21 protein-coding genes are annotated in these 24,047 nt (G+C 72.8%); 16 read left to right on the forward strand and 5 right to left on the reverse strand.

Annotation, left to right across the window (positions count from 1 at the left end):
• The first annotated feature begins 24 nt into the window (after window positions 1–24).
• Together WCD74_RS08410 and WCD74_RS08415 are read left to right on the forward strand one after the other, a co-directional pair.
• Window positions 25–630 carry a hypothetical protein gene (locus WCD74_RS08410; RefSeq protein WP_337694392.1) on the forward strand — a complete coding sequence of 202 codons (606 nt, stop codon included), beginning with the start codon at window positions 25–27 and terminating at the stop codon, window positions 628–630.
• Window positions 627–3,104 carry a pyruvate, phosphate dikinase gene (locus WCD74_RS08415; RefSeq protein WP_337694393.1) on the forward strand — a complete coding sequence of 826 codons (2,478 nt, stop codon included), beginning with the start codon at window positions 627–629 and terminating at the stop codon, window positions 3,102–3,104. Before WCD74_RS08410 ends, WCD74_RS08415 begins: the two co-directional genes overlap by 4 nt.
• A 75-nt stretch (window positions 3,105–3,179) precedes the next feature.
• Here the strand turns inward: WCD74_RS08415 and WCD74_RS08420 are convergent, their stop codons facing one another.
• From WCD74_RS08420 to WCD74_RS08430, 3 genes are read right to left on the reverse strand one after another with little or no spacing between them, the layout of a single operon-like run.
• On the reverse strand, window positions 3,180–3,908 hold the full coding sequence (locus WCD74_RS08420) for a tyrosine-protein phosphatase (protein ID WP_337694394.1): 729 nt from the start codon (window positions 3,906–3,908) through the stop codon (window positions 3,180–3,182).
• Complete coding sequence (locus tag WCD74_RS08425) at window positions 3,901–4,875, reverse strand: HAD family hydrolase (RefSeq protein WP_337694395.1); 975 nt, start codon at window positions 4,873–4,875, stop codon at window positions 3,901–3,903. The genes WCD74_RS08420 and WCD74_RS08425 overlap by 8 nt, the downstream gene beginning before the upstream one ends.
• Window positions 4,872–5,846 (reverse strand): DUF7064 domain-containing protein, encoded by a 975-nt coding sequence (locus WCD74_RS08430; RefSeq protein WP_337694396.1) that lies wholly within the window; start codon window positions 5,844–5,846, stop codon window positions 4,872–4,874. The genes WCD74_RS08425 and WCD74_RS08430 overlap by 4 nt, the downstream gene beginning before the upstream one ends.
• Before the next feature lie 229 nt (window positions 5,847–6,075).
• On the opposite strand from WCD74_RS08430, the gene WCD74_RS08435 reads away from it, so the two are divergent.
• From WCD74_RS08435 to WCD74_RS08470, 8 genes are all read left to right on the forward strand, one after another.
• The gene (locus tag WCD74_RS08435) at window positions 6,076–6,366 is read left to right on the forward strand and encodes a EutN/CcmL family microcompartment protein (protein WP_337694397.1); all 291 of its coding nucleotides are present in this window, start codon (window positions 6,076–6,078) and stop codon (window positions 6,364–6,366) included.
• A gap of 97 nt (window positions 6,367–6,463) precedes the next feature.
• Window positions 6,464–6,751, forward strand: a complete 288-nt coding sequence (locus tag WCD74_RS08440) for a BMC domain-containing protein (RefSeq protein ID WP_337694778.1) — start codon at window positions 6,464–6,466, stop codon at window positions 6,749–6,751.
• Between the two features lie 28 nt (window positions 6,752–6,779).
• Entirely contained in the window at window positions 6,780–8,201 is a 1,422-nt protein-coding gene (locus tag WCD74_RS08445; RefSeq protein ID WP_337694398.1) for an aldehyde dehydrogenase family protein, read from the forward strand.
• Between the two features lie 34 nt (window positions 8,202–8,235).
• Entirely contained in the window at window positions 8,236–9,057 is an 822-nt protein-coding gene (gene eutJ, locus WCD74_RS08450) for an ethanolamine utilization protein EutJ (protein WP_337694399.1), read from the forward strand.
• Window positions 9,054–9,695: a BMC domain-containing protein gene (locus WCD74_RS08455; RefSeq protein WP_337694400.1), complete on the forward strand. Its 642-nt coding sequence runs from the start codon at window positions 9,054–9,056 to the stop codon at window positions 9,693–9,695. The genes eutJ and WCD74_RS08455 overlap by 4 nt, the downstream gene beginning before the upstream one ends.
• A complete protein-coding gene (locus WCD74_RS08460) occupies window positions 9,692–11,038 on the forward strand; it encodes a malate dehydrogenase (protein ID WP_337694401.1) in 1,347 nt (448 codons plus the stop codon). The genes WCD74_RS08455 and WCD74_RS08460 overlap by 4 nt, the downstream gene beginning before the upstream one ends.
• A 13-nt stretch (window positions 11,039–11,051) precedes the next feature.
• The gene (locus tag WCD74_RS08465; RefSeq protein ID WP_337694402.1) at window positions 11,052–12,083 is read left to right on the forward strand and encodes an alcohol dehydrogenase catalytic domain-containing protein; all 1,032 of its coding nucleotides are present in this window, start codon (window positions 11,052–11,054) and stop codon (window positions 12,081–12,083) included.
• 16 nt (window positions 12,084–12,099) lie between these two features.
• Complete coding sequence (locus WCD74_RS08470; protein WP_337694403.1) at window positions 12,100–14,187, forward strand: helix-turn-helix domain-containing protein; 2,088 nt, start codon at window positions 12,100–12,102, stop codon at window positions 14,185–14,187.
• Here WCD74_RS08470 and WCD74_RS08475 read toward each other — a convergent pair whose 3' ends face one another.
• Window positions 14,188–14,571, reverse strand: coding sequence for a BMC domain-containing protein (locus WCD74_RS08475; RefSeq protein ID WP_337694404.1), 384 nt, complete (start codon window positions 14,569–14,571; stop codon window positions 14,188–14,190).
• A gap of 95 nt (window positions 14,572–14,666) precedes the next feature.
• The gene (locus WCD74_RS08480) at window positions 14,667–15,656 is read right to left on the reverse strand and encodes an LLM class flavin-dependent oxidoreductase (protein WP_337694405.1); all 990 of its coding nucleotides are present in this window, start codon (window positions 15,654–15,656) and stop codon (window positions 14,667–14,669) included.
• A 204-nt stretch (window positions 15,657–15,860) separates the two neighbouring features.
• Between WCD74_RS08480 and WCD74_RS08485 the strand changes: the two genes are divergently transcribed.
• The 6 genes from WCD74_RS08485 to WCD74_RS08510 all read left to right on the forward strand — a co-directional run bounded on the left by WCD74_RS08485 (window position 15,861) and on the right by WCD74_RS08510 (window position 24,044).
• Window positions 15,861–18,023: a malate synthase G gene (locus WCD74_RS08485; protein ID WP_337694406.1), complete on the forward strand. Its 2,163-nt coding sequence runs from the start codon at window positions 15,861–15,863 to the stop codon at window positions 18,021–18,023.
• An 82-nt stretch (window positions 18,024–18,105) separates the two neighbouring features.
• Entirely contained in the window at window positions 18,106–18,528 is a 423-nt protein-coding gene (locus WCD74_RS08490) for a DUF7793 family protein (protein ID WP_337694407.1), read from the forward strand.
• Between the two features lie 89 nt (window positions 18,529–18,617).
• A complete protein-coding gene (locus tag WCD74_RS08495) occupies window positions 18,618–19,343 on the forward strand; it encodes a class I SAM-dependent methyltransferase (protein ID WP_337694408.1) in 726 nt (241 codons plus the stop codon).
• Between the two features lie 278 nt (window positions 19,344–19,621).
• Entirely contained in the window at window positions 19,622–20,509 is an 888-nt protein-coding gene (locus WCD74_RS08500) for a CPBP family glutamic-type intramembrane protease (protein WP_337694409.1), read from the forward strand.
• The gene (locus WCD74_RS08505; protein ID WP_337694410.1) at window positions 20,506–23,418 is read left to right on the forward strand and encodes a serine hydrolase; all 2,913 of its coding nucleotides are present in this window, start codon (window positions 20,506–20,508) and stop codon (window positions 23,416–23,418) included. The genes WCD74_RS08500 and WCD74_RS08505 overlap by 4 nt, the downstream gene beginning before the upstream one ends.
• Entirely contained in the window at window positions 23,406–24,044 is a 639-nt protein-coding gene (locus WCD74_RS08510) for a response regulator (protein WP_337694411.1), read from the forward strand. The genes WCD74_RS08505 and WCD74_RS08510 overlap by 13 nt, the downstream gene beginning before the upstream one ends.
• Window positions 24,045–24,047: the final 3 nt, after the last annotated feature.

Below are 24,047 nucleotides of genomic sequence, written 5' to 3' on the forward strand. Positions count from 1 at the left end.
TGGCGCGACGGAGGAGCCACCCCCATGGACAAGCCCGACTACGACGTCCTGAACGTTCTCGCCCTGAAGAAAATGGCCGACGCACCCACGATCGCCGCCGTCATCGCAGCATCGTCCGCGGACGTGGAGAAGCGACTGGAGAGCCTCGCCGGCTCCGGACTCGTCGTCGTCGCCGGCGGCTCGGCGCTCCCGACCAACGAGGCCGAACCGGCCCTGGCCGCCACGGCTGCGGAGGTCTACGCGCCCGTGCGCGCCGACCCGGAGGTCGCAGCGCTCGACGGGAAGTTCGAGACCACCAACGCGCAGTTCCTGACGGCGATGTCGAGCTGGCAGCAGATCGACGTCGGCGACAAGAAGGTCACGAACGACCACAGCGATGCCGAGTACGACGAGAAGGTCATCACGCGCATCGAGCGGCTCGTGGGTCGGCTCGAGGGCCTCGTCACCGCGCTCGCCGCGCACGACGCCCGGTTCGCGACCTACTCGACGCGGTTCGAGGCGGCCCTGGCCGGTATCGACTCGGGTGACCACGACCTGGTGTCCTCTCCGATGCGCGACTCGGTGCACAACATCTGGTTCGAGTTCCACGAGGACCTGCTGCGCACGCTCGGGCGGGAGCGCACGGAGTGAGCGCGTCCACTTGGACCCGCGCGTTCACCGATGAAGGGCCGGTCGATCTCGACGCGCTCGGTGGCAAGGGCTCGGGGTTGGTGCGACTGACCCGGGACGGACTCCGGGTCCCGCCCGGCTACGTCGTCACCACCGCCGCCTGCCACGTCTATCTGGCAGAACAGGCCCTCCCCGCAGGGCTCACCGAGGAGCTGCGGGCCCGGCTCGCGGACGTCGAGGCCGCCAGCGGCAAGACCTTCGGGTCCGGCCCGGAACCACTGCTCCTCTCGGTACGGTCCGGGGCGCCGGTGTCCATGCCCGGGATGATGGACACCGTCCTCAATCTCGGGCTCTCCCGAGAGGCCGCCGTCGCGATCGCAGAGCGGTCCGCGAACGCCCGGTTCATGGCCGACCTCGTCGCGCGATTCCACGCCATGTACTCCGAGATCGTCCTCGGCGCCCTCGACGACCGTCCTGCAGTGGACTCGTTGGTCGCCGCGGTCGAGGCGGGGCAGGAGCCCGGAGCCGTCTACGACCGGGTCTGGGCCGCCGCGGAGGAGGCCCTCGACGAGGAGCTCGGCGAGAGCGTCCCAGCCACGCCCTGGGACCAACTCGTCCATGCCGTGGAGGCGGTGTTCCGCTCGTGGAACACTCGGCGGGCTCGGACCTACCGCGATCACCACGGCATCCCGCACGACATGGGCACGGCAGTCGTCGTGCAGTCGATGGTCTTCGGGAACCTCGACGACGACTCCGGCTCCGGGGTGGTCTTCACCCGCAACCCGGTGACCGGCGAACCGGGTCTCTACGGCGAGTACCTCGCCCACTCCCAGGGCGAGGACGTCGTGGCCGGCGTCCGTACTCCCGACCCCGTGCAGCAGGCACTTCCGCCCGTCCTGCTCTCCGAACTCGAGCAGTCGTGTCTCGACCTCGAGAACCGGCACGGTGACGTGTTGGACATCGAGTTCACCGTCGAGCACGGCGTGCTCTGGTTCCTGCAGGTGCGCAGCGCCAAGCGCACGGCCGAGGCCGCGGTCCGCATCGCTGCGGACCTGCTCGCCGACGGCGCCGCGTCGCCTGCACGAGCCCTGTTGCTGGTCACCGCCGACCAGCTCCGCCAGGCCCAGCGCCCCGGTTTCGATCCCGACGCCCTGGCCGCCGCCCGCCGCGACGGGCGGATTCTCCTGGCGGGGATCGGTGCCTGCCCGGGGCAGGTGTCGGGCGAGCTGGTCCTCGACCCTGACCGGGCGAAGGACCGCGCCGCCGCCGGCGCCGCAGTGATCCTCGGGCGTTCGGTGACGAGCCCCGCGGACCTCCACGGCATGATCGCCGCAGCAGGCATCGTGACCTCGACCGGCGGGTCCACCAGCCACGCCGCCGTCGTGGCGCGCGCCTTGGGCACCACGTGTGTGGTCGGTGCCTCGGACCTCGTCATCGACGCGGACGCCCGTGTCGCTCGTGTCGGGGAGCGGGTGATCGCCGAGGGTGAGCCGGTGGCGCTCGACGGTGCCTCCGGCGAGCTGATCGCCGGGGCGCTGCCGACGACGACGCCGGCCGAGGCCACCGAGGCCATGGACTCCCTGCTCGGCGCCGCACGCGAGGCCTCGGGCTGCGAGGTGCTGGCGCGGATCACGGTGCCCACGGACGTCACGGCCGCCCTGGCGGCCGGCGCGGCCGGTCTGGTGACCGCGGTCGATGACGTGCTCGCGGCCTCCGGCGACCTGAACCGTCTGGTGGAGACGGTGCTGGACAAGGGACTCGACGGATCGGGCACGTTCTCCGAGGTCAGGGATGCGATCGCAACCCAGTTCGCCCCGCTGCTCGCCGCGGCCGGCTCTCACGACGTCGACGTCCGGGCGATCGACCTGCTCGCCGACGAGTCGCGGGAGCTGCTCCAGCAGACGGCGGTCACGAGCCGGCACCCCGAGCTCGCGATGCCGCTCGGCGTGCCCGAGCTGATCGTGGCGCAGCGCGAGGGGCTGATCAAGGCGGCTGCCGCGACTGGGTACTCCGGCCGGCTCCGCCTGGCGGTCCGGCACGTCTCCGACCCGGCCGAGGCAGCCGCGCTGGCCGCGCTCGACCAGGGGCCAGGCGCTCCTGCCGTCGGGACCTACCTGACGAGTCCTCGTGCCGTGGCGAACGTGACCAGGCTGGCCGGCGACAGCGCAGTGGTGTGGTTGGAGATGCGGGCGCTGCAGGCGGCGATGTTCGGCATCCCCGCGCGGCAGTTCCTCACCGCAGAGCCGCTCGACTCCTATCTCGCCAAGGGACTGCTTCCCGTCGACCCGCGGCACGCGCTCGACCCGACGGTCGTGCGGCTGCTCGATGGGCTGGCGGCCTCGGTCGACGCGCCCGTGGGGGTACGGCTGGCGGGCACGGTGTGCGACGCGGTCGCTGCCCAGCTGCTCGGCCTGGGTTTCCGGCGATTCGCGGTCGACCTCCCGGAGGTGCGCCCGCTGCTGCTCGGGCTGGGCCGCGCGGCCCTCGCGGACTGAGCGACCGCGGTGTGCGCCTGCGCTGACCAGGAGCCAGCGCGGGCGCACACACCCGGGTCAGGCACACGGCCGGGGTCAGGGCGCGGTGGGTTCCAGGAGCAGGTCGGGGAAGCGCGCGAGCAACGCCGCATCGAGTCCTCGGGCGAGCGCCCAGCCCCGCGCCCCGCCGTAGCGGTCGTCGAGGGTGTCGAGCATGCCGCGCACTGTCGCCTCGTGAGCCAGGTACATCTCGGGGCTCACCGAGGCCATGTGGTTCGCGTAGCGGGGCCAGGTGGCGAAGCGCGCCTTGACCGCGTCCATGTTCGGCCCGCTGGCGAGGTAGTCCGCCACGATGGCCTCGCGGTCGACCTCGGCGAGCGCGAGCAGGAGCGCGATCACGAGACCCGTGCGGTCCTTGCCGGCCGCGCAGTGCACCACGGTCGGGCGGCCGGCGAAGGCCGCGGCAGCGCGGATGACCGAGCCGAGCACCGAGGTCGGCGCCTCGAGGTGCATCAGCGAGAACAGCAGCGCCTGCCGCGCGGGGGGCTCGTCGTCGGGCTCCGCCTCACGCAGCGGCGCGTTGAGGTAGGTCACGTCGTGCCCGACCAGCGGCCCCCGGCCCTGTTGGACGGCCTCGTCGTCGATCCGCAGGTCGATCACCACCTCCAGCCCGAGACGGTCGACGAGCAACGCGACGTCGTCGTCGGTCAGCGCCTGGAGGGTGTCACTGCGGAACAGCACACCGGGACGGGTCCGTCGCCCTGGTCCTGCCGGTAGACCGCCGAGGTCCCGGAAGTTCAGTGCCCCGACGAGCAAGTCAGCCACCGCAGATCCGGGTCATGGCCGCGAGCAGCTCGTCATCCGTGGAGTCTCGGTGGGGCGCGCGCGCCGATGCAGGCGTCGCGGGCGCCGGGACGCGGGCGGTGCTGTCGGCGACCGCCTCGCGGCGTCGACGGCGGCGCCGCTCACCAGGCTCCTCCTGCGTGATCGGTGCTGCCCCGGCTGCCGGCTTCGAGCCGGTGCCGTCGCAGCCGCATCCACAGCCGGTGGACGCCTGCTGCGGAATCGCACAGGCTCCCGACGGCTCGCGGGCCGCTTCGTCACCGAGCAGGTGCGAGAGCACTTCCTGGGGCCACAGCGCGACGAACTCCGCGCCTGCTTCGGTCAGCTCTCGAGCCGAGTGCATGCCCCAGGTGACGCCGACGACGCGGACCCCGACCTCGCGGGCGTCGCGAACGTCTCCCGCGGTGTCGGTGACGAGCACCGTCGTCGACGCGTCGGGACGGTCCGCATCGCCCGCCTCGTCGTAGTCGGCGGAACACCGTCGGCCGTAGCCGCTGCCGGCGTCGGCCAGGAACGAGCGCAGGGCGGCCCGCTTGTCGGGGGCGACGTCGCCGCCGAACACGTGCGCGAAGCAGTAGGCGAGGTCGTTGTCGACCAGGACGCGACGCAGGACCTCCATGGCGTTCGACGACATCACCGCGAGCGTGCACTGCGACGCCAGGCGCCGGACCACGGCGTGCATCCCCGGTACCAGCGGGGGGGAGTAGTGCGAGCGCAACGCGGCGAGGAAGTCCGCGGTCGCTGCGTTCGCCTGCGCCTCGGTGGAGCAGACGTTGCGGATCGAGGTGAAGACGTTGCCCCGGAAGAGGTCGAAGTACCGCTGGGGGGTGTCGACACCCAGGCCGTGTCTGCGGTTGATCGGCTCGAAGACCTCCCACGACGCGATCCGGGTCTGGACCAGGGTCCCGTCGAGGTCGAACACGACCGCCCGCACGGGGGGCGGGCTCATGCGCGGTCGTAGACCGCGCCGAGCTCTCCGAGCCCGACGAAGTCCATGCACTCGCCGTACCCGGTGCGGCCCTCGGCGCTCCAGCGCAGGAGGACGTTGTGTCCGACCACGCCGGGCTGGGACAACCACGGGAACGTGGTGAGGGCCTCGCCCTCCACGGCGATCGTCCGCTCGCTGGCGCTGACCTCGATGGCGATGTGCTCGGGGTAGAGGCCACGGCGCTGCGTGACGCCGTGGCCGGCCGAGAGGCCGTGCAGTTCGCCGTTCTCCACCAGGTAGCCGTGGGTGAGCTTCAGCGGGGACTCGCCGTCCGGTCCGTTGCTCGTGTCGAAGTCGAACAGGCCGTGGACGACGAGGTCCTCGCCGAAGTGGGCGTGCATCCACGACAGTCGGGAGGTCTGGCGCTCGGAGCGCACGCCCCAGCTGTGGTCCATCGTGGCGACACAGTCGATCGGGAGGGTGCGGCCGCGCACGGAGACCTCGCCCTCGTACCGCCCCGACTGGTCGAAGTGCCCGGCGTAGGCGTGCCCCCAGGTCTTGGCCATGTCCCGGACGGCCGCGAGCGGATCCTGCTCGGGGTCGTTGATGTCGTAGGCCGGCATGATCGCCGTGTACCGGAAATGGATCTCGACGTCGGCCGCCGGGTCCGAGTAGTCGACGTCCCAGACCTGGTTCGGCTTCGTGCAGACGACCTTGAGGCCGTTGAGCAACTCGTAGTCGAGCAGGCTCTCGGGCGCGGGGAGGTTCTGGGAGTCCCAGTACTCGGCCATCCACGGCTCGCGCACCCGCCGCGAGTTGATCGACACGGTCGAGCCGACCATGCCCATCGTCTTGCGGTGCAGGGCGTAGAGGCCGATGTTCACCGGCCGGTCGGTGTCCTGACCGGCATAGAGCCCGAAGTAGTTGGTCTCGGCCCACAGCGGGTCGTCACTGGTCGGCGGGTGGAACTGGGCGTCCTCGTCGCGGATCACCGATGACCTCCAGGTACGGGCGCGGGATGTGGCTCCGGTCACGAGCCAGCGTCGAGGTCGAGGCGGGCATGAGCCAGGGCGGCGAGGGACAGCGGAACCCGGAGACATTGTCCGGCCGGGATAGCGCCGTCGGGGTCGTCCCCGCCCTAGCGTCGGCCAGGACCGGCGAGACCTGGCTCACAGGGCGCGGCGGCGACAGGGAGACGTGTACTCGACGAGGAGGCCGGAGATGCTGCTCGGACGCGTGGTGGGCCAGGTCGTGGCCACCGTCCGCTCACCTGGCTTCGACAACGTCTCGCTCCTGCTCGTGCAGGACACCACCGGCAACGAGCCGGACGGGGAAGGCGCCATCTGCGTTGCGGTCGACCTGATCGGTGCCGGCAGCGGCGACGTCGTCCTCATGACCACCGGCAGCGCCGCGCGCGTCGCCGCGGGTGCCGACACCCCCACCGACCGGGCTGTCGTCGCGATCGCCGACTCGGTCATCCGCCACGAGGCGGCACTGCACCGCACGGCCTGACGCCGCGCGCAGGACCTCAGAGCAGCACCAATCATGGGAGGACGACATGGCAACCACGACGGCGCCGGCCGCAGCGGGCACGAACGGCGCGGTGACGATGCGCGGCGCGCTCGGTCTGATCGAGACCAAGGGACTCGTCGGCGCGATCGAGGCCGCCGACGCGATGGTCAAGGCCGCCAACGTGCAGGTGCTCGGCCACCGCGAGATCGGCGGCGGGCTGGTGACGGTCATGGTGCGCGGTGACGTCGGAGCGGTGAAGGCCGCCACCGACGCCGGCGCCGTGGCGGCCGGCAAGGCCGGCGAGGTCGTCTCGGTGCACGTCATCCCGCGTCCGCACGACGAGACCGAGAGCATCCTCGCGATCCTGGCCCGCCCGAAGGGCTGACACCCGCCACGCAACCGAGGAGGTGGGTATGACCGCGACGAGTCATGGTCGAGCTCCGCTGCGCTTCGTCTCCGACGACGCTGATCTGGCCGGCCTCGCCGACGTCCGCGCGAAGGCGCGTGCCGCCAAGGAGGCGGTGCGCCGCCTCGAGGGCGTCGACCAGGAGACCCTCGACGGTTACGTCCGGGCGATGGCCCGAGCGGGCACCAAGGCCGCGGAGGAACTCGCCCGGCTGGCCGTCGACGAGACCGGCTACGGCGTCTACGAGCACAAGGTCTACAAGAACCGGTACAACACCGGCTTCGTCGCGCAATGGATGCTCGAGCGCCGGGCCGTCGGCGTGCTCTGGACCGACGAGGCCTCCCGCGTCACCGCGATCGGCAGCCCGATGGGGGTCATCGCCGGGATCATCCCGGTCACGAATCCCACCTCGACGGCCCTGTTCAAGAGCCTGGCCGCGGTGAAGTCGGGCAACGCCGTGGTGCACGCCCCGCACCCCCGGGCAGCGCGCTGCACGCTGCGCGCCGCCGAGATCATGGCCGACGCCGCGGTGGCGGCCGGCGCCCCCGAGGGCGTGGTCTCCTGCCTCGAGGCACCCACCCTCGCCGCGACCGCCGAGCTGATGCGCCGCGAGGAGATCGCGCTGGTCCTGGCCACCGGCGGACCCGGCATGGTGCGCGCCGCCTACTCCAGCGGTAAACCGACCATCGCGGTCGGAGCCGGCAACGTCCCCGCCTACGTGGGCGCGAGCGTCCCGGATGCCGCCGAGGCAGCCGAGATGATCATCACCTCGAAGTCGTTCGACAACGGCACCGCCTGCGTGGCGGAGCAGTCGGTCGTCGTGGTCGATTCCGTCGCAGACCGGTTCCTCGCGGCGTTCGCCGATCGAGGCGCGTTCTGGATGAACCCCGATCAACAGGCCGCGCTCGTCGACGTGCTCTTCGACGAGCGGGGGGCCCTGCGCCCGGCCAGTGTTGGCCAGTCCGCCCGTCGCCTCGCCGACCTCTGCGGGTTCTCGGTACCGGAATCCACCCGGGTCCTCGCCTGCGAGCTCGACCGGGTCGGGGAGGACACCCCTCTCTCCCGCGAGATCCTCGGACCCGTGCTGTCGGTCTACCGGGCCCGCGACCCGCAGGCCGGGCTGGCGCGCTGCCGCGAGATCCTCGCGCTCGGCGGGGAAGGGCACACCACCGCGGTGCACGCGGCCGACCCCCAGGAGCTCGCGCCGTTCGCAGCACTGCCGGCGGGTCGCATCGTCGTGAACACCCCGGCCCTGTTCGGGGGCATGGGCTACTCGACCGACGTCGACCCGTCGTTCCAGCTCGGCACCGGGACCTGGAGCGGCTCGATCTGCTCGGACAACGTCACCCCCCTGCATCTGATCAACATCAAGCGGGTCGCCCACGAGGTCCGGCCCTGGCGCAGCGTCTACGACAGCGTCGAGGTCTGACGTCGTGCGAGCTCACGGAGCGACCGGAGGAGATGTGCGGACGGGGCCCCACGAGTTCCTCGCCGCGGCGGCGGCTCGCGTCGGAGCAGCACCCGCAGGCACGCCGCGTCGTCCTCGCGTCGGGGTCGACCTCGGGACGGCGAGCTGTGTGCTGGTCGTGCTCGACGACGACGAGCCGGTGTGGGTGGAGTCGGCGGGCTCCGGGGCGCTGCACGACGGCGTCGTGGTCGACTTCGCCAAGGCGGTCGCCACCGTGCGGGCACTGCGCGACAGCGCACAGGACGCCCTCGGGCTCGAGCTGGCGTCCGCGGCGACGGCCTACCCGCCGTGCATCCCCGTCGCCGACGCGCGTGCCTGTACCTACGTGTGCGAGACCGCGGGATTCGAGCGGGTCGAGCTCGTGGACGAGGTCAGCGCCGCTCAGCGGACCCTCGAGGTCGCCGACGGGGTGGTCGTCGACGTCGGCGGCGGCTCGACCGGTGTCGGGGTGTTCCGTGGCGGCGAGCTCGTGCGGCTCGACGACCGTCCCGGCGGTGGTCACCACCTCGACCTGGTCCTCGCCGGTGCGCTGGACGTCGACCTCGCCGAGGCCGAGCGCTTCAAACGGGAGCGACCCGCCGACGCGCTGCCGATCGTCACCCCGAACCTGCACCGCATCGGGGAGTCGATCCGATCCATGACCCGAGGCGTCGACGCCGACCTGCCGCTCTACCTGGCCGGCGGCGCCCTCATGATCCCGCGCGCCGGCGACGTGCTGGCCCGCTACCTGCACCGGACCGTCATCACTCATCCGCACGCCCTGCTCATCACGCCGTTGGGGATCGCCAGGAGCTGTCCCGAAGGAGCGACTCCATGACCAGTCCGAGGTCGGGCACGTCCCTGCGGACCTACGCCTTCATCGACCGCATGCAGCCCCAGTGCGCAGCCCACATCGCCGCGACGAGTCCCGGTGACGTCCCGATCGCCGGGATGGCCGAGCTCTACATCGAGATGGCGCCCGGGAACGACGTGTTCCGGGCCGCTGACATCGCCCTCAAGGCCGCCGGGGTACGGCCCGCCCTGCAGATCATCGAACGCGAATTCGGGCTGCTCGAGATCCACTCGGAGCAGCAGGCCGAGGTGCTCGCGTCCGGACAGGCCATCCTCGACGAGTTCGGCCTGCTCGAGACCGACCGGATCGCCCCGACGATCGCCTCGACCCAGTTCATCACGAACGTGCACCCCTACCAGGCGCAGCTGCTCAACAAATGGCGCAAGGGCAGCATGCTCATGCCGGGCCAGAGCCTGTTCATCATGGAGGTCGCCCCGGCCGCCTACATCTCCGTGGCCGCGAACGAAGCCGAGAAGGCCGCATCGATCACGGTCATCGAGCTCCGTGCCGTCGGGCGTTTCGGCCGCATGTTCCTCTCCGGCACCGAGAGCGAGGTGCAGTCCGCGCGGGACGCCGCCGTCGCGGCCCTCGAGGAGATCAAGGGACAGGAGGCTAGCCGGTGAGCACCATCTGGGGTGCCTCTGACGTCGACGCCGCCGCGGCCCGCAGCGCGACGCTGAGGGTGGGCCCGAGGGACATCGTCACCCCGCTCGCGCGCGAGCGGGCCCGCGAACTCGGCGTGACGATCGCGGACGCGGACACTGCCGACCGGCCGACGACCGCTCCACCGGTGACGCCCCCGTCCTCGGGGACGACCGATCGGGCGCAGGGGACCCGGAGCTCGGCCACGACCGCCGGGACCCGGCGCAACGGCTCCTCCTCGCCGTCATCATCACCGATGGCGCTGACCCCCGACCTGGACTCGGCAGGCTCGGTGCATTCGATGCGCCCGCCGTCGCCGGCGCTGTTCCGGCGCGGTGCTCCACTGCCCGGCGGACTCTCGAGCGGTTCCGGGGTAGCCGATGGAGGCCCGAGCCGTGTCGTCGTCGTGGGGGCCGGTCACGTCGGGATGATCGCCGCGATGCGCCTCGCCGACGCGGACGTCGTCGACGAGGTCGTCCTCGTCGACATCGACGAGGGTCGCGCGGCCGGTGTCGCCCTGGACCTCCAGCACACCGCCCCCCTGTCGGACTTCACGACCCGGGTCAGAGGGGTCGGCACCGTCGAGGAGGCCGGCCCGGCGGACTACGTCGTCATCACCGCGGGAAGACCGCGCCAGCCCGGCATGACCCGCGCCGACCTCGTCAGCACGAACGCTGCCATCGTGGGGGACCTCGCGCGACGGGTCGCGGCGACCTCGCCGCGCGCGGTGATCGTCGTCGTGACCAACCCGCTCGACGAAATGACCCAGCACGCGTGGACCTCGTCGGAGTTCCCGTCCTCGCGGGTCCTCGGCATGGCCGGCGTCCTCGACACCGCGCGCTTCCAGGCGCTGATCGCGCTCGAGGACGGGGTGGGTCGGGCCCGTTCGGTCGACGCGGTCGCCCTGGGCAGCCACGGCGAGGAGATGGTCATCCCGCTCTCCCGTGCCACCTCGGCCGGGCGTCCGCTCCCGCAGGTGGTGTCCCAGGCGCGCCTCGACGCCGTCGTCGATCGGGCCCGAGGGTCCGGCGGTGAGGTCGTCGGTCTGCTCAAGACCGGCAGCGCCTTCATGGCGCCCGGAATGTCGGCGGCGCGCATGGTGCTCGCGATGATCCGTGAGAGCGACGAGGTGATGTCGGCGGCGGTGCTCGCCGACGGGAGCTACGGCATCAGCGACGTGTACCTCGGCCTGCCGGTCCGACTCGGCCGTCGAGGGCTCCGCGAGATTGTCACCATCCCGCTCGCACCCGAGGAACTCGCCGCACTACGTGACGCGGGCGAGCGCATCCGGGAGCGACTCGGCGCGATGCCACAGGCGTCGTGATGAGGACCGCCTCGTGAAGGCCGTGGTGCATGCGGGCCACGGCAAGGTGCGCGTCGAGGACGTGGCCGAACCACGCCTGTGCGCGCCCACCGACGCCATCGTGCGGGTGCGGCGAGCCGCTGTCTGCGGCACCGACCTCCACGTCCTCGCCCACCCCGACGAGCTGCCCCGGGGCTTCGTCCTCGGCCACGAGTTCGTCGGAGAGGTCGTCGAGCGCGGCGAGCAGGTCCGGGAGCACGCTATCGGCGACCTTGTATCCGGCGCCGACTACACCGCCTGCGGGCGATGCTGGTGGTGCCGCCGCGGCGACCACTGGCAGTGCTCGGACCGGCGGTTCTTCGGCACGGGATCGGTCTTCGGCCCGCCACTGGCGGGAGCACAGGCCGAGCTCGTGCGGGTCCCGCACGCCGACACCGTTCTCGTCGCCCTGCCCGAAGGGATCGACCTCGACGCGGCGGTCCTCCTCGGCGACACCGTCGCCACCGGGTACGCCGCGCTGCGCCGGGCCGAGCTGGCAGCGGGGGAGACCGTGGCGATCCTCGGCGGAGGTCCGGTCGGGCAGGTGACCAGCCTCGTCGCACAAGCGGTCGGCGCCGGGGTCGTCGTGGTCGTCGAGCCGGTCTCCGACCGTAGAGACGTCGCCGCGCGTGAGGGAGCCCACGCTGCCGCACCGGACGAGGCGCGCAAGGCCGTCGATGCCGCCACAGACGGACGGGGTGCCGATGTGGTCGTCGACGCGGTCGGTGGGGAGCGGGGCCTCGGACTCGCCTTCGACCTGGTCCGCCGGCGAGGCCGCATCGCCTCGGTCGGCGTGCCGGGCGCGACGGTCGAACTGTCCGCCGCCCGTGCCTTCACCGAGGAGCTCGGCCTGTCCTTCGCGATCGGTGACCTGATGCGCGACGCAGAGCCGCTGCTGGCCCTCGTCCGGGCGGGCTCGCTGGACCCGAGCGTGATCGCGACCGAGACGGTCGCCCTCGACGACGCCGCCGAGGCGTATCGCCGTACCACGGACCGACTTACGCTCAAAGCGCTGATCCGCCCCTGACGACGGAGAGGGACCCATGAGGCCGGTCGACGTGGACCGTCTCGCCGCAGTGCGGGACGACGATGACGGCCTCCGCGGGCTGCTCGCCACCGTCCCGGCATCGGCTGATGCGGCGCTCTCCGCGCTGCGAGATGCCGTCGGCGATGCCCTCGGGGGAGCTGCGATCGTCGACGTCGACGCGTGCGAATCGGAGACGGGCCGCCGGACCGTGCGCGCCGGCCGTGTCACCGTCTCCTGGACCCGAGAATGCCCGCCCGTGCCGGACGAGGTGCGGCTCCTGCTCGGCCAGGCCTGTGCTTGGGCGACCATGGCGATCGAGCGCTGCGACGCCCGCCGCGCCACCCACGCCGCCAGCGAGGAGACCGCCACGGTCACCGCGGTCGTCGAGCAACTGCTCGCGCTCCACGACGTAGACCAGCTCCTGCTGTCGATCGCCACCCGCACGATGGCTCTCCTCGAGGCCGACATCTGCGGGGTGCTGCTGGTCGAGGGCGACGAGGTCCGGATGCGCTCCTGCGTCGGACACCGGGTCATCGACACCGCACGGCTGCGCATGCGGAGGGGCCAGGGAGTCGCCGGCCTGGTGTTCGAGACGGGGGCGCCCGCCAAGGTGGACCGCTATGTCGAGGACCGCACCATCAGCCGCGACTTCGTCGGACTCGCGGAGCGGGAACAGACCGAGTCCGCGCTCGCCGTGCCCCTCGAACTGCCGGGGGAGTTCCTCGGTGTCCTCGAGGTCTGGCGCCGCCGGCCGTCGGTGTTCACCGAGCAGGACGTCCGGCGCATGGTCACCCTGGCCAACTTCGCGACGATCGCGCTGCGCAGCGCCCGCGCCCACGATGAGCAGGATCGGGCCAACAGTCGGTTGGCGGACGCCCACGCCGCTCTGAAGCACCAGGTGGGGGTCCTCGGTCGGACCGCGGAGCTGCAGCAGGCTCTGCTGACCACCGTTCTGGAAGGCGGCGGGCTACCGGCCGTCGCGCGGCGGGTCGCCAACCAGGTCGGCTGCCAGGTCGGCATCTACGACGCGACGGGTGCACGGGTCGCCGTCCATGGCGGCGACAGCCTCCCGGGGACGATGCCGCCGTTGACCCGCACCGGGCGCCCGGCGCGACGAGCAGGCTCGATGCCGACCTCGGCGCGTCTGCAGCCGGTCCACTCCGACGGTGACGAGGTCGGGTGGGTCTGTCTCGTCCCCAACGGCGACGAGGAGGAGATGCTCGACGCGGTCGCCGGTCAGGTCGCGATGGCCTGCTCGCTGACCCTGCTCCGTGAACGAGCCGCCAGTCGTGCACGCCGTGAAGCCCTGAACGAGGTGCTGTGGGACCTCGTCCAGGGACCGGCGGAACACCGGGTCGCCGCACGGTCCCGGGCGCAGCAGATGGGCGTGCTGCTCGGAGCCCGCCTACGCGTCCTGCACGGCCACCTCGAGAACGTCGACGAGATCGCCGCAGACCGGGGCTGGGACACCTCGCGCAGCGATCGGCTGCGCCGTGACGTCGTGCGAGCTCTCCGGGATCGCGAGGACGGCCCCCGTCTTGCGCTGGTGGGCCTGCGTGGCGACCTCGTGGTCGCGGTCGCCGAGGGGCTGGACGTTCCAGCTGCCCGTCGCCTCGTCCAGGAGATCGTCACGTCGATCCATGCGGAGGACCCGGGTATCCGGTCGTCGTGGGGCATAAGCCGCCAGCACGACGACGCCGAGGCACTGCCCGCAGCGTTCAACGAGGCCCGGACGGCACTGTCCGCCTCCCACCGGCTCGGCGGGAACCAGGTCTCGCTCTACGAGGAGCTCGGCGTCGTGCGGCTGCTGCTCGGTTCGGGATCGGATCCTGATCTGCAGACCTTCGTCGACGATGTCACCGGCCCGCTCGTTGCCTACGACCGGGAGAACGACGGATCGCTCGTGCGGACCCTGCGCGCCTTCTTCGACGCGGACTGCTCCCAGCGCGTGGCGGCCGAGAAGCTCTTCGTCCACCACAAGACGTTGCGGTACAGGCTCGAGCGGATCAAGGCGCTGACCGGTCTCGACCTCTCCCGCCACGACGACCGGATGCGGGCCGACGTGGCGTTGCGCCTGCTGCAGTTGGGCGGCGGGACCGGCTGATCAACGCGGCGGCGTGATGGCTGCGTCGACGATGGCCTCGGTGTCGCCGTGCGGGCGGGGGATGACGTGGGTGGCGTAGAGCTCCCCGACCCGGGCCGCTGCAACCTTCGCGGCGTCGACCGCGGCCGTCACCGCTCCGACATCCCCCCGCACGAGCACGGAGACCTGCCCATTGCGCAGCGTGCGATAGCCCTCGATCTCGACGGCGGCCGCCTTGACCATCGCGTCGGCGGCCTCCAACGCCCCGACGAGGCCCTTGGTCTCGACCATGCCGAGTGCTCCGAGGCGTACTGGCTGGGTCATGGTGTCCTCCTGGAACTCCGCGAGCGAGGGCCTGCGACCACGACTCTGCTCGCCGTGGTCCACCTGAACCAGGGCGCGCATGGACAATCCCGAGTGCCATCGTTGTCCGGCCGCGGCAGCGACTGCGGCCGGACGTTCACCCCTGTACCTGACCACCCGCCTCGACACCCTCCTCGCTACCCCGGCACGGCCTCGCGGAAGCGCTCCAGCTCCGAGCGCGTGTCCGGGCCGCACGGCTGGAAGACGATCTCGGTGACCCCCCGCGCGCCGAGCTCGTCGACCCGACGGCGGACCTCGTCGCGGGTGCCGCTGACGGTCACGTCGGGGAGCATGGCGGCGCCGCCGGCGTCCCAGGCCGCGCGGTCGGCGTCGTTGAGCTCGACGCAGTGGCCCTGGTGCACCGCGAGGTGGCGCTGCCCCTCGGGGGCCTGCTCGACGGTGTCCATCCAGGCATCGCCACCCGGCATCGCCCGCACGGCCTCGGGGCCGCCGAACTCGTAGGCCCCGTGGTAGGCCAGCGCCCATCCCGGCCCACCGGCCGCGCGGGCGTGGTCCGAGGTCGCCGGCTCGCCCTCGTCGAGCACGGTGCCCCACGCCAGGAAGGGCACCCAGGAGTACTGCCCGAGGAAGTCGGGCACCTGCAGCGTTGCGAAGAGCCCGTCACCGAGTTCGCGTGCCACCGCGTCGCCCTTGGGGCCCAGCGCACCGATGAGGACGGGCACGTCGACCGGGCGCGCGGGCGCGTGTCCGTCGGGGTGCATCATCCGCATCTGCGCGCCCTCCCACTCCACGATCTCGCCGCGGAGCAACCCGCGGTAGGCGCGGAGGTAGGACTCCATGAACGCCCAGGTGATGGCGCGGTAGCCCATCGCACGGCGGCCCGTGAACCCCGTGCCGAAGGCCACCGCCGTCCGCCCGGGTGCCAGGGCGGCGAGCGTGGCAGTGGCGGCCGCGTTCACCATCGGATGGCGCAGGCTGGGGATCAGCACGCCCGGCCCGAGCCCGATGCGGCTGGTCCGCTCCGCCGCGAGCGCGAGGACCATCCAGACGTCGGGGCTCTGCTGCGGCGTGTCGTAGACCCAGGCGCGGTCGAAGCCGAGCTCCTCGGCGAGTGCGATGTCGTCCGGTGAGCTCAGAGCGGTCGGGAACGCACACGACACCTGCACGGGCTTCTCCGTCCCACTCCGATGTGACCTGCACCGCACCGTCCGGTGCATCGTGACGACGTCGTCCGCACCCTGGCAAGCACTCCCGTGCACCGGAAGCACGGCTCGACGCGGCGCAGAGACGGTGGTCGACTCGGTGTCGACATCTCAGCAGTGGGAACACGAGCCCTGATGAACCCATCAGGGGAGAAGGGCGGTCCGTCAGTGTCCGAGACGTCCGAGCGGTCAGGTCTGCAGGTCGACGAGCACCTGCGGGCGTTCATCGAGGACGAGCTCCTCGCGCAGGTCGAGCTGACCGCCGAGGAGTTCTGGTCCACCCTGGCCCGCCTGCAGGAGCGGTTCGCGCCGCGGATCGCGTCGGCGCTCGCCGAGCGCGACGACCTGCAGGGGAAGATCGACGCCTGGCACGCCGAGCACGGCGCGGGCTCGCGGGACGACTACGAGAAGCTGCTGACCGATCTGGGCTACCTGGAGCCGGAGCCGTCGAGCGTCCCGACGATCGAGGTGGACCGGGTCGACCCGGAGATCGCCGAGGTCCCCGGCCCGCAGCTGGTGGTGCCCTCGACGAACGCCCGCTTCGCGCTGAACGCCGCGAACGCCCGCTGGGGCTCGCTGTTCGACGCGTTCTACGGCACCGACGCGCTGCCGCAGGACCACGAGCTCGCCAAGGGGTACGACGAGCGCCGCGGCGCGCAGGTCATCGAGGCCGCCGACCAGCTGCTCGACGAGCTGTTCCCGCTCGAACGCGGCAGCCACGCCGACGTCACCGCCTACCGCCCGTCGACCGACGGACTGACCGCGGAGACGAACGACGGCACCGTCGGCCTGGCGGACAAGAACCAGTTCGCGGGCTTCGACGTTCCCGACGACGAGGGCCGCGGCTCCGTGCTGCTCGTCCGGAACGGCCTGCACGCCGACCTGGTGCTCGACCCGTCGACGCAGGTCGGCACGCAGCACCACGCGGGCGTCAGCGACCTCGTGCTCGAGTCCGCCGTCACCACGATCGTCGACCTCGAGGACTCGGTCGCGACGGTCGACGGCGAGGACAAGGCGCTGGCCTACCGCACGTGGCTGGGGTTGATGACCGGTGACCTGGTCGCCGAATTCGCGAAGGGCGGGGAGACCGTCACCCGTCGCGTCAACCCGGACCGCGAGTACACCGGTCCCGACGGCGGGTCGCTGACGCTGCCCGGCCGCTCGCTCATGCTGGTGCGCACCTGTGGGCACCACATGACGACGAACGCGGTGCTCACCAGCGACGGTGCGGAGGCCAACGAGGGTGTTCTCGACGCCCTGGTGTGCGCGGTCGCCGGCCTGTACGACCTCCGCGGCCTCGGGCCGCACACGAATTCCCGGGCCGGCAGCGTCTACGTCGTCAAGCCCAAGCAGCACGGGCCGGCCGAGGTCGCGCTGACCGTGGAGCTGTTCGCGGCCGTCGAGGAGGCGCTCGGCCTCGCGGCGAACACGCTCAAGATCGGCATCATGGACGAGGAGAAGCGGACGACGGTCAACCTGTCGGCCTGCATCGGCGCGGCCGCGCAGCGCGTCATCTTCGTCAACACCGGCTTCCTCGACCGGACCGGCGACGAGATCCACACCTGCTTCGCCGCCGGGCCGGTGCTGCGCAAGGGCGACATGAAGTCCACCACCTGGCTGCAGACCTACGAGGACCGCAACGTCGACGTCGCGCTCGCGGCCGGCTTCGAGCACCACGCGCAGGTCGGCAAGGGCATGTGGGCCAAGCCCGCGGCGATGGCCGAGATGCTCGAGCAGAAGATCGGCCACCCGAAGGCCGGCGCGAACACCGCGTGGGTGCCGTCGCCGACCGCCGCCACCCTGCACGCGCTGCACTACCTGCGCACCGACGTGCACGCGGTCCAGGAGGAGATCACGAAGCGGGAGACGGCCGATCGTCGGAACCTGCTGGAGCTCCCGCTCACCGACGCGAGCACGCTGTCGCAGGACGACGTGCGCCGTGAGCTGGAGACCAACGCGCAGTCGATCCTCGGCTACGTCGTGCGCTGGGTGGGCATGGGCATCGGCTGCTCGACGGTGCCCGACCTCGACGGCGTCGGGCTGATGGAGGACCGCGCCACGCTGCGGATCTCCAGCCAGCTGATCGCGAACTGGCTCGAGCACGGTGTCGTCGACGAGGCGACCGTGCGGGAGACCTTCGCGCGCATGGCCGCCCTGGTCGACGAGCAGAACGAGGGCCAGGCCGGTTACCCGCCGATGGCGCCGGACCTGGAGCGCAGCGAGTCGTTCCAGGCGGCGCTCGAGCTGGTGTTCACCGGCGGGACGGAGCCGAACGGCTACACGGAGCGGGCCCTCACCCAGTGGCGGCGGAAGGCCAAGGCGCACGCCTGACGGCGGTCCGGTCGGGGCCACGAACGGCTGTCGCCGACTCGCGAGCCCCGACCGTCCGGGCACCGACGGATAGGCTCCGTGTGTGGAGCTCGAGGACGCGATGGCCGTGTGGGAGGCCCGCCGCGGCTTCCTCCGTCTGAAGTGGGCGCCCGGCATCGACATCGACGGCCCGCTCGCCGACGCCGCCGTGCAGTACGTCAACCGCCTCAACGGGGACCAGGCGCGTCCCCTGCTGGTCGACATGACCGGGATGCGGATGCTGACCCGGGACGCCCGGGTCGTGTTCACCCGGCCGTGCATGGTGTCGCGGCTCGCCCTGCTCGGCCGGTCCCGCGTGGACGCCATGCTCGCGAACTTCGCCCTGGGCGTCGCCTCCCACCCGATGCCGATGCACTTCTTCACCGACGAGGTGGAGGCGGCGTCGTGGCTGGTCCGCGGCGACGACCCGCCGCCTCGCGGGTTCCGGTGGTGGCGCTCGGCGGAGGGCACCCCACGGTCCCGGTGAGGTCGGCAACGCCCGTTCGGCCCTGTGGCCGGCCACCCGGCCGCGCCTAGCGTCCCTCCCGGCCCACCCGTGCGCCGAGGGGGACGACGATGCCGCTGCGCCGGTTGCTGATGCTGCCGCACCTCGTCCGGTGGGGGATCCGCGCTCCGCGGGACGCGGAGGGACGGTGGGACCGCTACTGGGCCGGGGTCGGGTCCACCGGCGACGGCGGTGACGTGCTCTGGGACTCCAGCGATCCGGACGAACCCGCCCGCTACCTCGACATCCTCGAGCGGTTCGCCGACCCCGATCTCCCGGTGCTCGACCTCGGGTGCGGCAACGGCCGGTTCACCCGCGCCCTGTCCCTCCGGGGATGGCGGGCGATCGGGGTCGACGTGTCGGACGCGGCGGTCGCCCTGGCCCACGACGAGTCCGGGTCCGGGTCGGCCGGGGGCGGGACGCCCCCGTCCTTCGTGGTCGCCGACCTCACGGACGCCGGTGCGATGGACCGGCTGGCCGAGGAACTGGGCGAGGTCAACGTCCTCGTGCGCGGCGTGCTGCACGTCCTCGATCCCGACGCGCGCCGTGAGCTCGCGCGGAACGTCGGTCGGCTCCTCGGCGACCGCGGCGTCGCCGTGATCGCCGAGACCAACCACCAGGGCTCGTTGCTGAGCTACCTGGAGAGCCTGGGAGCCGGCGCCCGGGGCTGCCGCGCCCGCTGGCCCGGGCCATCGCCTCGGGCCTGCCCACGCCCCGCCCGTTCGGCGCGGAGGAGCTGGACCGGAGCTTTCCCGACGACGGGTGGGAGCGGCTGCAGGTCGACGACGACGCGGTGATCCACGCCGTCCCGATGCACCGCCGCAGCGCGGAGCGCGAACGCATCCGGGGCCTCGTCGCGGTCCTCCGACGCCGTTCCCGGGTGCCCGAGCCCCGTCGGAGCGAGGAGGAGACGGGCCGGGGCGTCCCGCACCCGACGCCCGCGGAGTAGTCCTCCGACGGGACCCAGGTCCCCTGCCGCCCCCCGGGCCGACGTCCATTCTCCCTGCTCGGGAGCCTGCCTACCGTCGATGCGGGGGCCGCCGCACCGGAGGCCGGGGCAGGAGGGCGCGCCGCCATGACGATCTCATCCGCACGACCGGAGGCCGGAGGGCGGCCCGGGCTCCTCGCCCGTCGTCCGCTGACGTCGTTCTTCGTCATGGCCTACGCGTTCTCGTGGCTCGTGTGGTCGCCCTGGGTGCTCGGCGAGGACGGCGCCGGTCTCCTGCCGACGAGGATCGATCCGGCGCTCATCGGCTACCTCAACGCGGCCGCGATCCTGGCCGGTCCCACCGTGGCCGGTCTGGTCATGGCGAGGGTGACGGGCGGGCGCGCCGGGGTCCGCGCCCTGCTCGCGCGACTCGTGCTGTGGCGCGTCGGGGTGCAGTGGTACGTCGTCGCCCTCGTGGGCGTCCCGCTGATCATGCTCGTCGGCACGACCATCTGGGCGGGTGCGGGGCCGACGTCCGGTGCCCTCGGAGGGCCGTCCTACCTCCTGACCTACGTGGTCACGTTCGTCCTCGTGACGGTGCTCGGCGGGCCCCTGTTCGAGGAGATCGGGTGGCGGGGCTTCGCCCTCCCGCGCATGCAGTCCTCCCTCGGGGCGCTGGGAGCCTCCGTGGTCCTGGGCGTGCTGTGGGCGCTCTGGCACCTGCCGCAGTTCCTCGTGCCGAGCTGGGCGGCGTCCTCCGGCGGCGGCGGGGTGTCGGGCATCCTGCTGTTCACCCTCACCGCCATCACGTTCACCGTCGTGATCACCTGGCTGTTCAACCACACGCGGGCGAGCCTGTTGATCGCCGTCCTCGTCCACTCCTCGATCGACACCTTCAGCATCACCCTCGGCGCCCTGTTCCCGCCCGACGTCCTCGCGAGTGCCATGCCGTTCATGATCGGTTTCGGGGCCGTGGCCCTCGTGCTGGTCGCGGTGACGCGCGGGCGTCTCGGGTACGCGGGTCGGCAGGAGTGAGCACCGCCCGTCGGTCGCGCCTCCTGCTGGTGGCGTTCGCCTTCGCTCTCGCGGCCTGTGCCCCCGCCGCCGGCCCCGCTCCCACCCCCGACCCGGCGACGACGATCGACCAGCTGGCCTCGGAGGCCCTCGGGCAGGGCATCACCGGTGCCGTGGTGGCGGTCGCGGACCCGGCGGGCCTGCGGCTGCTCCGCGCCTACGGGACCGCCGACGAGGCCGGGATGCCCCTGACGCCCGATGCGCACTACCGGATCGCGAGCGTCACCAAGACCTTCACCGCCGACGCCGTCCTCGTGCTGGCGGCCGAGGGCCGGCTCTCCCTGGACGCGCCCCTGGCCACGTTCGTCGCCGGCGTCCCGAACGGCGACCGCATCCGGGTCCGGGATCTCCTGGCCATGCGGGGCGGGGTCTACGACTTCACCGACGACCAGGGATTCGTCGCGCGCTACGAGGCCGACCCGACCCTGCCCGGGTGGCGGGCCGAGGACCTCCTGCCGATCCTGGCCGCGCACGCCGCCGAGGCCCGCCCGCCGGACACGGAGACCCGGTACTCGAACTCCGAGTACGTCCTGCTGGGCTTCGTCATCGAGCGCGCCACCGGCCGGCCGGCTGCCGAGGCCCTCGAAGCCCGTGCCGCGGCCCACGGGCTGGGGCAGACGACGTATCCGGACCGCGGCGACGATCTCCCGGCCCCGTTCGCGCGCGGCTACATCTCCGCCGCCGACGAGCAGAGCCGGCCGCCCTACCGCGACGGGACCGTCTCCAATCCGGCCGTTCCCGGGACCGCCGGCGCGATGATCTCCAGCGTGCCGGACATGGCCCGGCACGCCGTCCAGCTGGCTGGGGCGACCGACCGGCAGACGTGGGCGCCGCTCACCTCCTCGGGCATCCGCCTGCAGTACGGCCTCGGGGTCACCCAGGTCGGCGAGTGGGTCGGCCACGACGGCTCGATCTTCGGCTACAGCGACATGGTGTTCCACCTCCCGGCGCGCGGGGCGACCGTGGTGGTCATGGTCAACGCGGGCAACGGTGCCGCGGTGCCCGCCCAGGAGCTGTGGATCCGCATCGTCGACACGCTCTACCCGGGCACCCTCACCCCGCTGGCCCTGACCCGTCCCGTGCTCGACCCGGACGCCCTGGCGTGTCACGGTTCGTGCGTGATCCACGGAGTTCGGGCGAGCGCGGCGACCCGCACGCTGCGTCTCGCGCTGGGCTGGCTGGTCGGCGCGGCCGTGCTCGTCGCCGCGGTCGAGGCGGTCCTGCTCGCGGACAGCCGCGAGGCCCCGTACTGGGCCCTGATGCTGCTCCCGCTCACCGGCATCGTCTACGTCGTGGTCGGCGCGGTGGCCTGGGCCCGACGATCCCGGAACCGGACCGGTCCGATCCTCGTGGCCGGCGGGTTCGTCTGGTTCGTCGCCGCGCTGGTGAACACCGTCGAGCCGGTGCTGATCGCGGCCGGCCAGATCATCGCCTGGGTCCCGGTGGCCGTCATCGTGCACGTGCTGCTGGCGTTCCCGTCGGGGCGCCTCGACACGGGCCGGACCCGTCTGCTCGCGGCCGCCGGCTACCTGATCGCCGTCCTCCCGCAGCCGGTGCGGTACGGGACGATGCCCGCAACCCCGCCCTACGACCCGTTGCTCGTCGCCGACCGTCCGGACGTGGCGTACGGCGTCGGGGTGGGCCAGGCCGTGGCCGCGGCGCTCCTCGTGGGTGCCGTGGCGGGCGTGCTCGTGCACCGGCTCGTCGTCGCCGACCGCCGCCGTCGTCGGGCACTGGCCCCGGTCTACGCCTACGGGGCGGTGGCGGTGCTCGGCGTGGCGGTGCTCGCCGCGCTCACGCGCTACGTCGGCGTCGACCCGCTCGTCGTGCCCCTGATCCAGCTGGCCGTCCAGGCCGGTGTGCCGGTGGCGTTCGCCGCGGCCATGTTGCGCGGCGGCTTCGCGCGGGCCGGGGAGCTCGAGGAACTCGCCGCGTGGCTCGCCCGTCCCGCGCGCGACGGCGACCTGCGCGGCGCCCTGGTCCGCGCCCTCGGGGACGCCTCGCTGACGCTCGCGTTCCGGGTGCACCGCCCCGAGGGGCCGGTGGGCGAGTGGGTCGACGAGTCCGGCGCACCGGTCGAGCTCCCGGCACCCGGCGCCGACCGGGTGGCCGTCCCGGTCGTGCTCGGCGAGCGCGAGGTCGCCGTCGTCATCCACGACCGCGCCCTGCTCCCCGACCCCGAACCGGTCCGGGCCGCCGGGCGCATCGTCGCGCTCGCGGCCGACCGGGAGCGCCTCACCGCGGAGCTGCTCGCCAGCCGCGACGAGCTCCGCGCCTCACGCGCCCGCCTGCTGCACTCCGGCGACCGGGAGCGCCGCCGGCTCGCGGGGGACCTGCACGACCGGTTGCAGAGCCGGCTGGTCCTGCTCGCCATCAACGCCTCGGACGCGTCGGTCGCCGAGGCGGGCTCGCTCGCGGTGGTGCGGCAGGGGATCGAGGAGGCCATCACCGAGCTGCGGCACCTGGTCCAGGGCGTGCTGCCCGCCCTGCTGATCGAGCGTGGCCTGCTCGCCGCGGTCGAGGACCTCGCCGAGCGCAGCCCGCTGCCCGTGGTGCTGGCCGCCGACCCGCAGGCCGACGAGGCCCTGCCCCCGGAGGTCGAGAGCACCGTCTACCACGTGGTCGTCGAGGCGGTCACGAACGCGGTGAAGCACGCACGGGCGACCAAGGTCTCCGTCGACGTCGTCCGCCTCGGCGACCGGCTGCGGGTGGAGATCGCCGACGACGGCGTCGGGGGAGCGCAGGTCGGGGGCGGTGCCGGACTGCGGGGCATCGCCGACCGGGCCGGCGCGCTCGGCGGCAGCGTCACCCTCGACAGCGTCGAGGGCCGAGGCACGGGCCTGGTGCTGGAGGTGCCGTGCGGGTCGTGATCGGGGAGGACGAGGCGCTCCTGCGGGAGGGGCTCGTGCACGTCCTCGACCGGGCCGGCATCGAGGTCGCGGGCAGCACGGCGGACGCCGACGACCTCGTGGATCTCGTCCGCCGGCACCGGCCCGACGTCCTCGTGACCGACATCCGGATGCCGCCGACGAACACCGACGACGGCCTGCGGGCGGCGGTCCGGGTCCGCGCCGAGGTCCCGGCGGTCGGGGTCGTGGTCCTGTCGCAGCACATCCAGCGGCGCTACGCGCGCGAACTGCTCGCCGACCGTGCGGCGGGTGTCGGGTACCTGCTCAAGTACCGCATCGCCGACGGCGCCGGGTTCTGCGAGGACCTCCGCCGCGTCGCCGCCGGGGGGACGGCCCTCGACCCCGAGGTCGTCGCGGCCATGATGGCGCGGCGCGACGACGCCATCGAGGCCCTCGGGCCACGTCGTCGCCAGGTGCTGGCCCTCATCGCGGAGGGCCGGACCAACGCGGGGATCGCCCGGCGGCTCGCGATCACCGAGAAGGCCGTGGTGGCCCACTCGTCGGGCATCTACGACGCCCTCGGTCTCGCCGCCACCGACGACGACCACCGCCGCGTCCTCGCCGTCGTCCGGTACCTGACGGGGTGAGGC

It is taken from the genome of Actinomycetospora aurantiaca, assembly GCF_037401875.1.
Taxonomy (GTDB): Bacteria; Actinomycetota; Actinomycetes; order Mycobacteriales; family Pseudonocardiaceae; genus Actinomycetospora; species Actinomycetospora aurantiaca.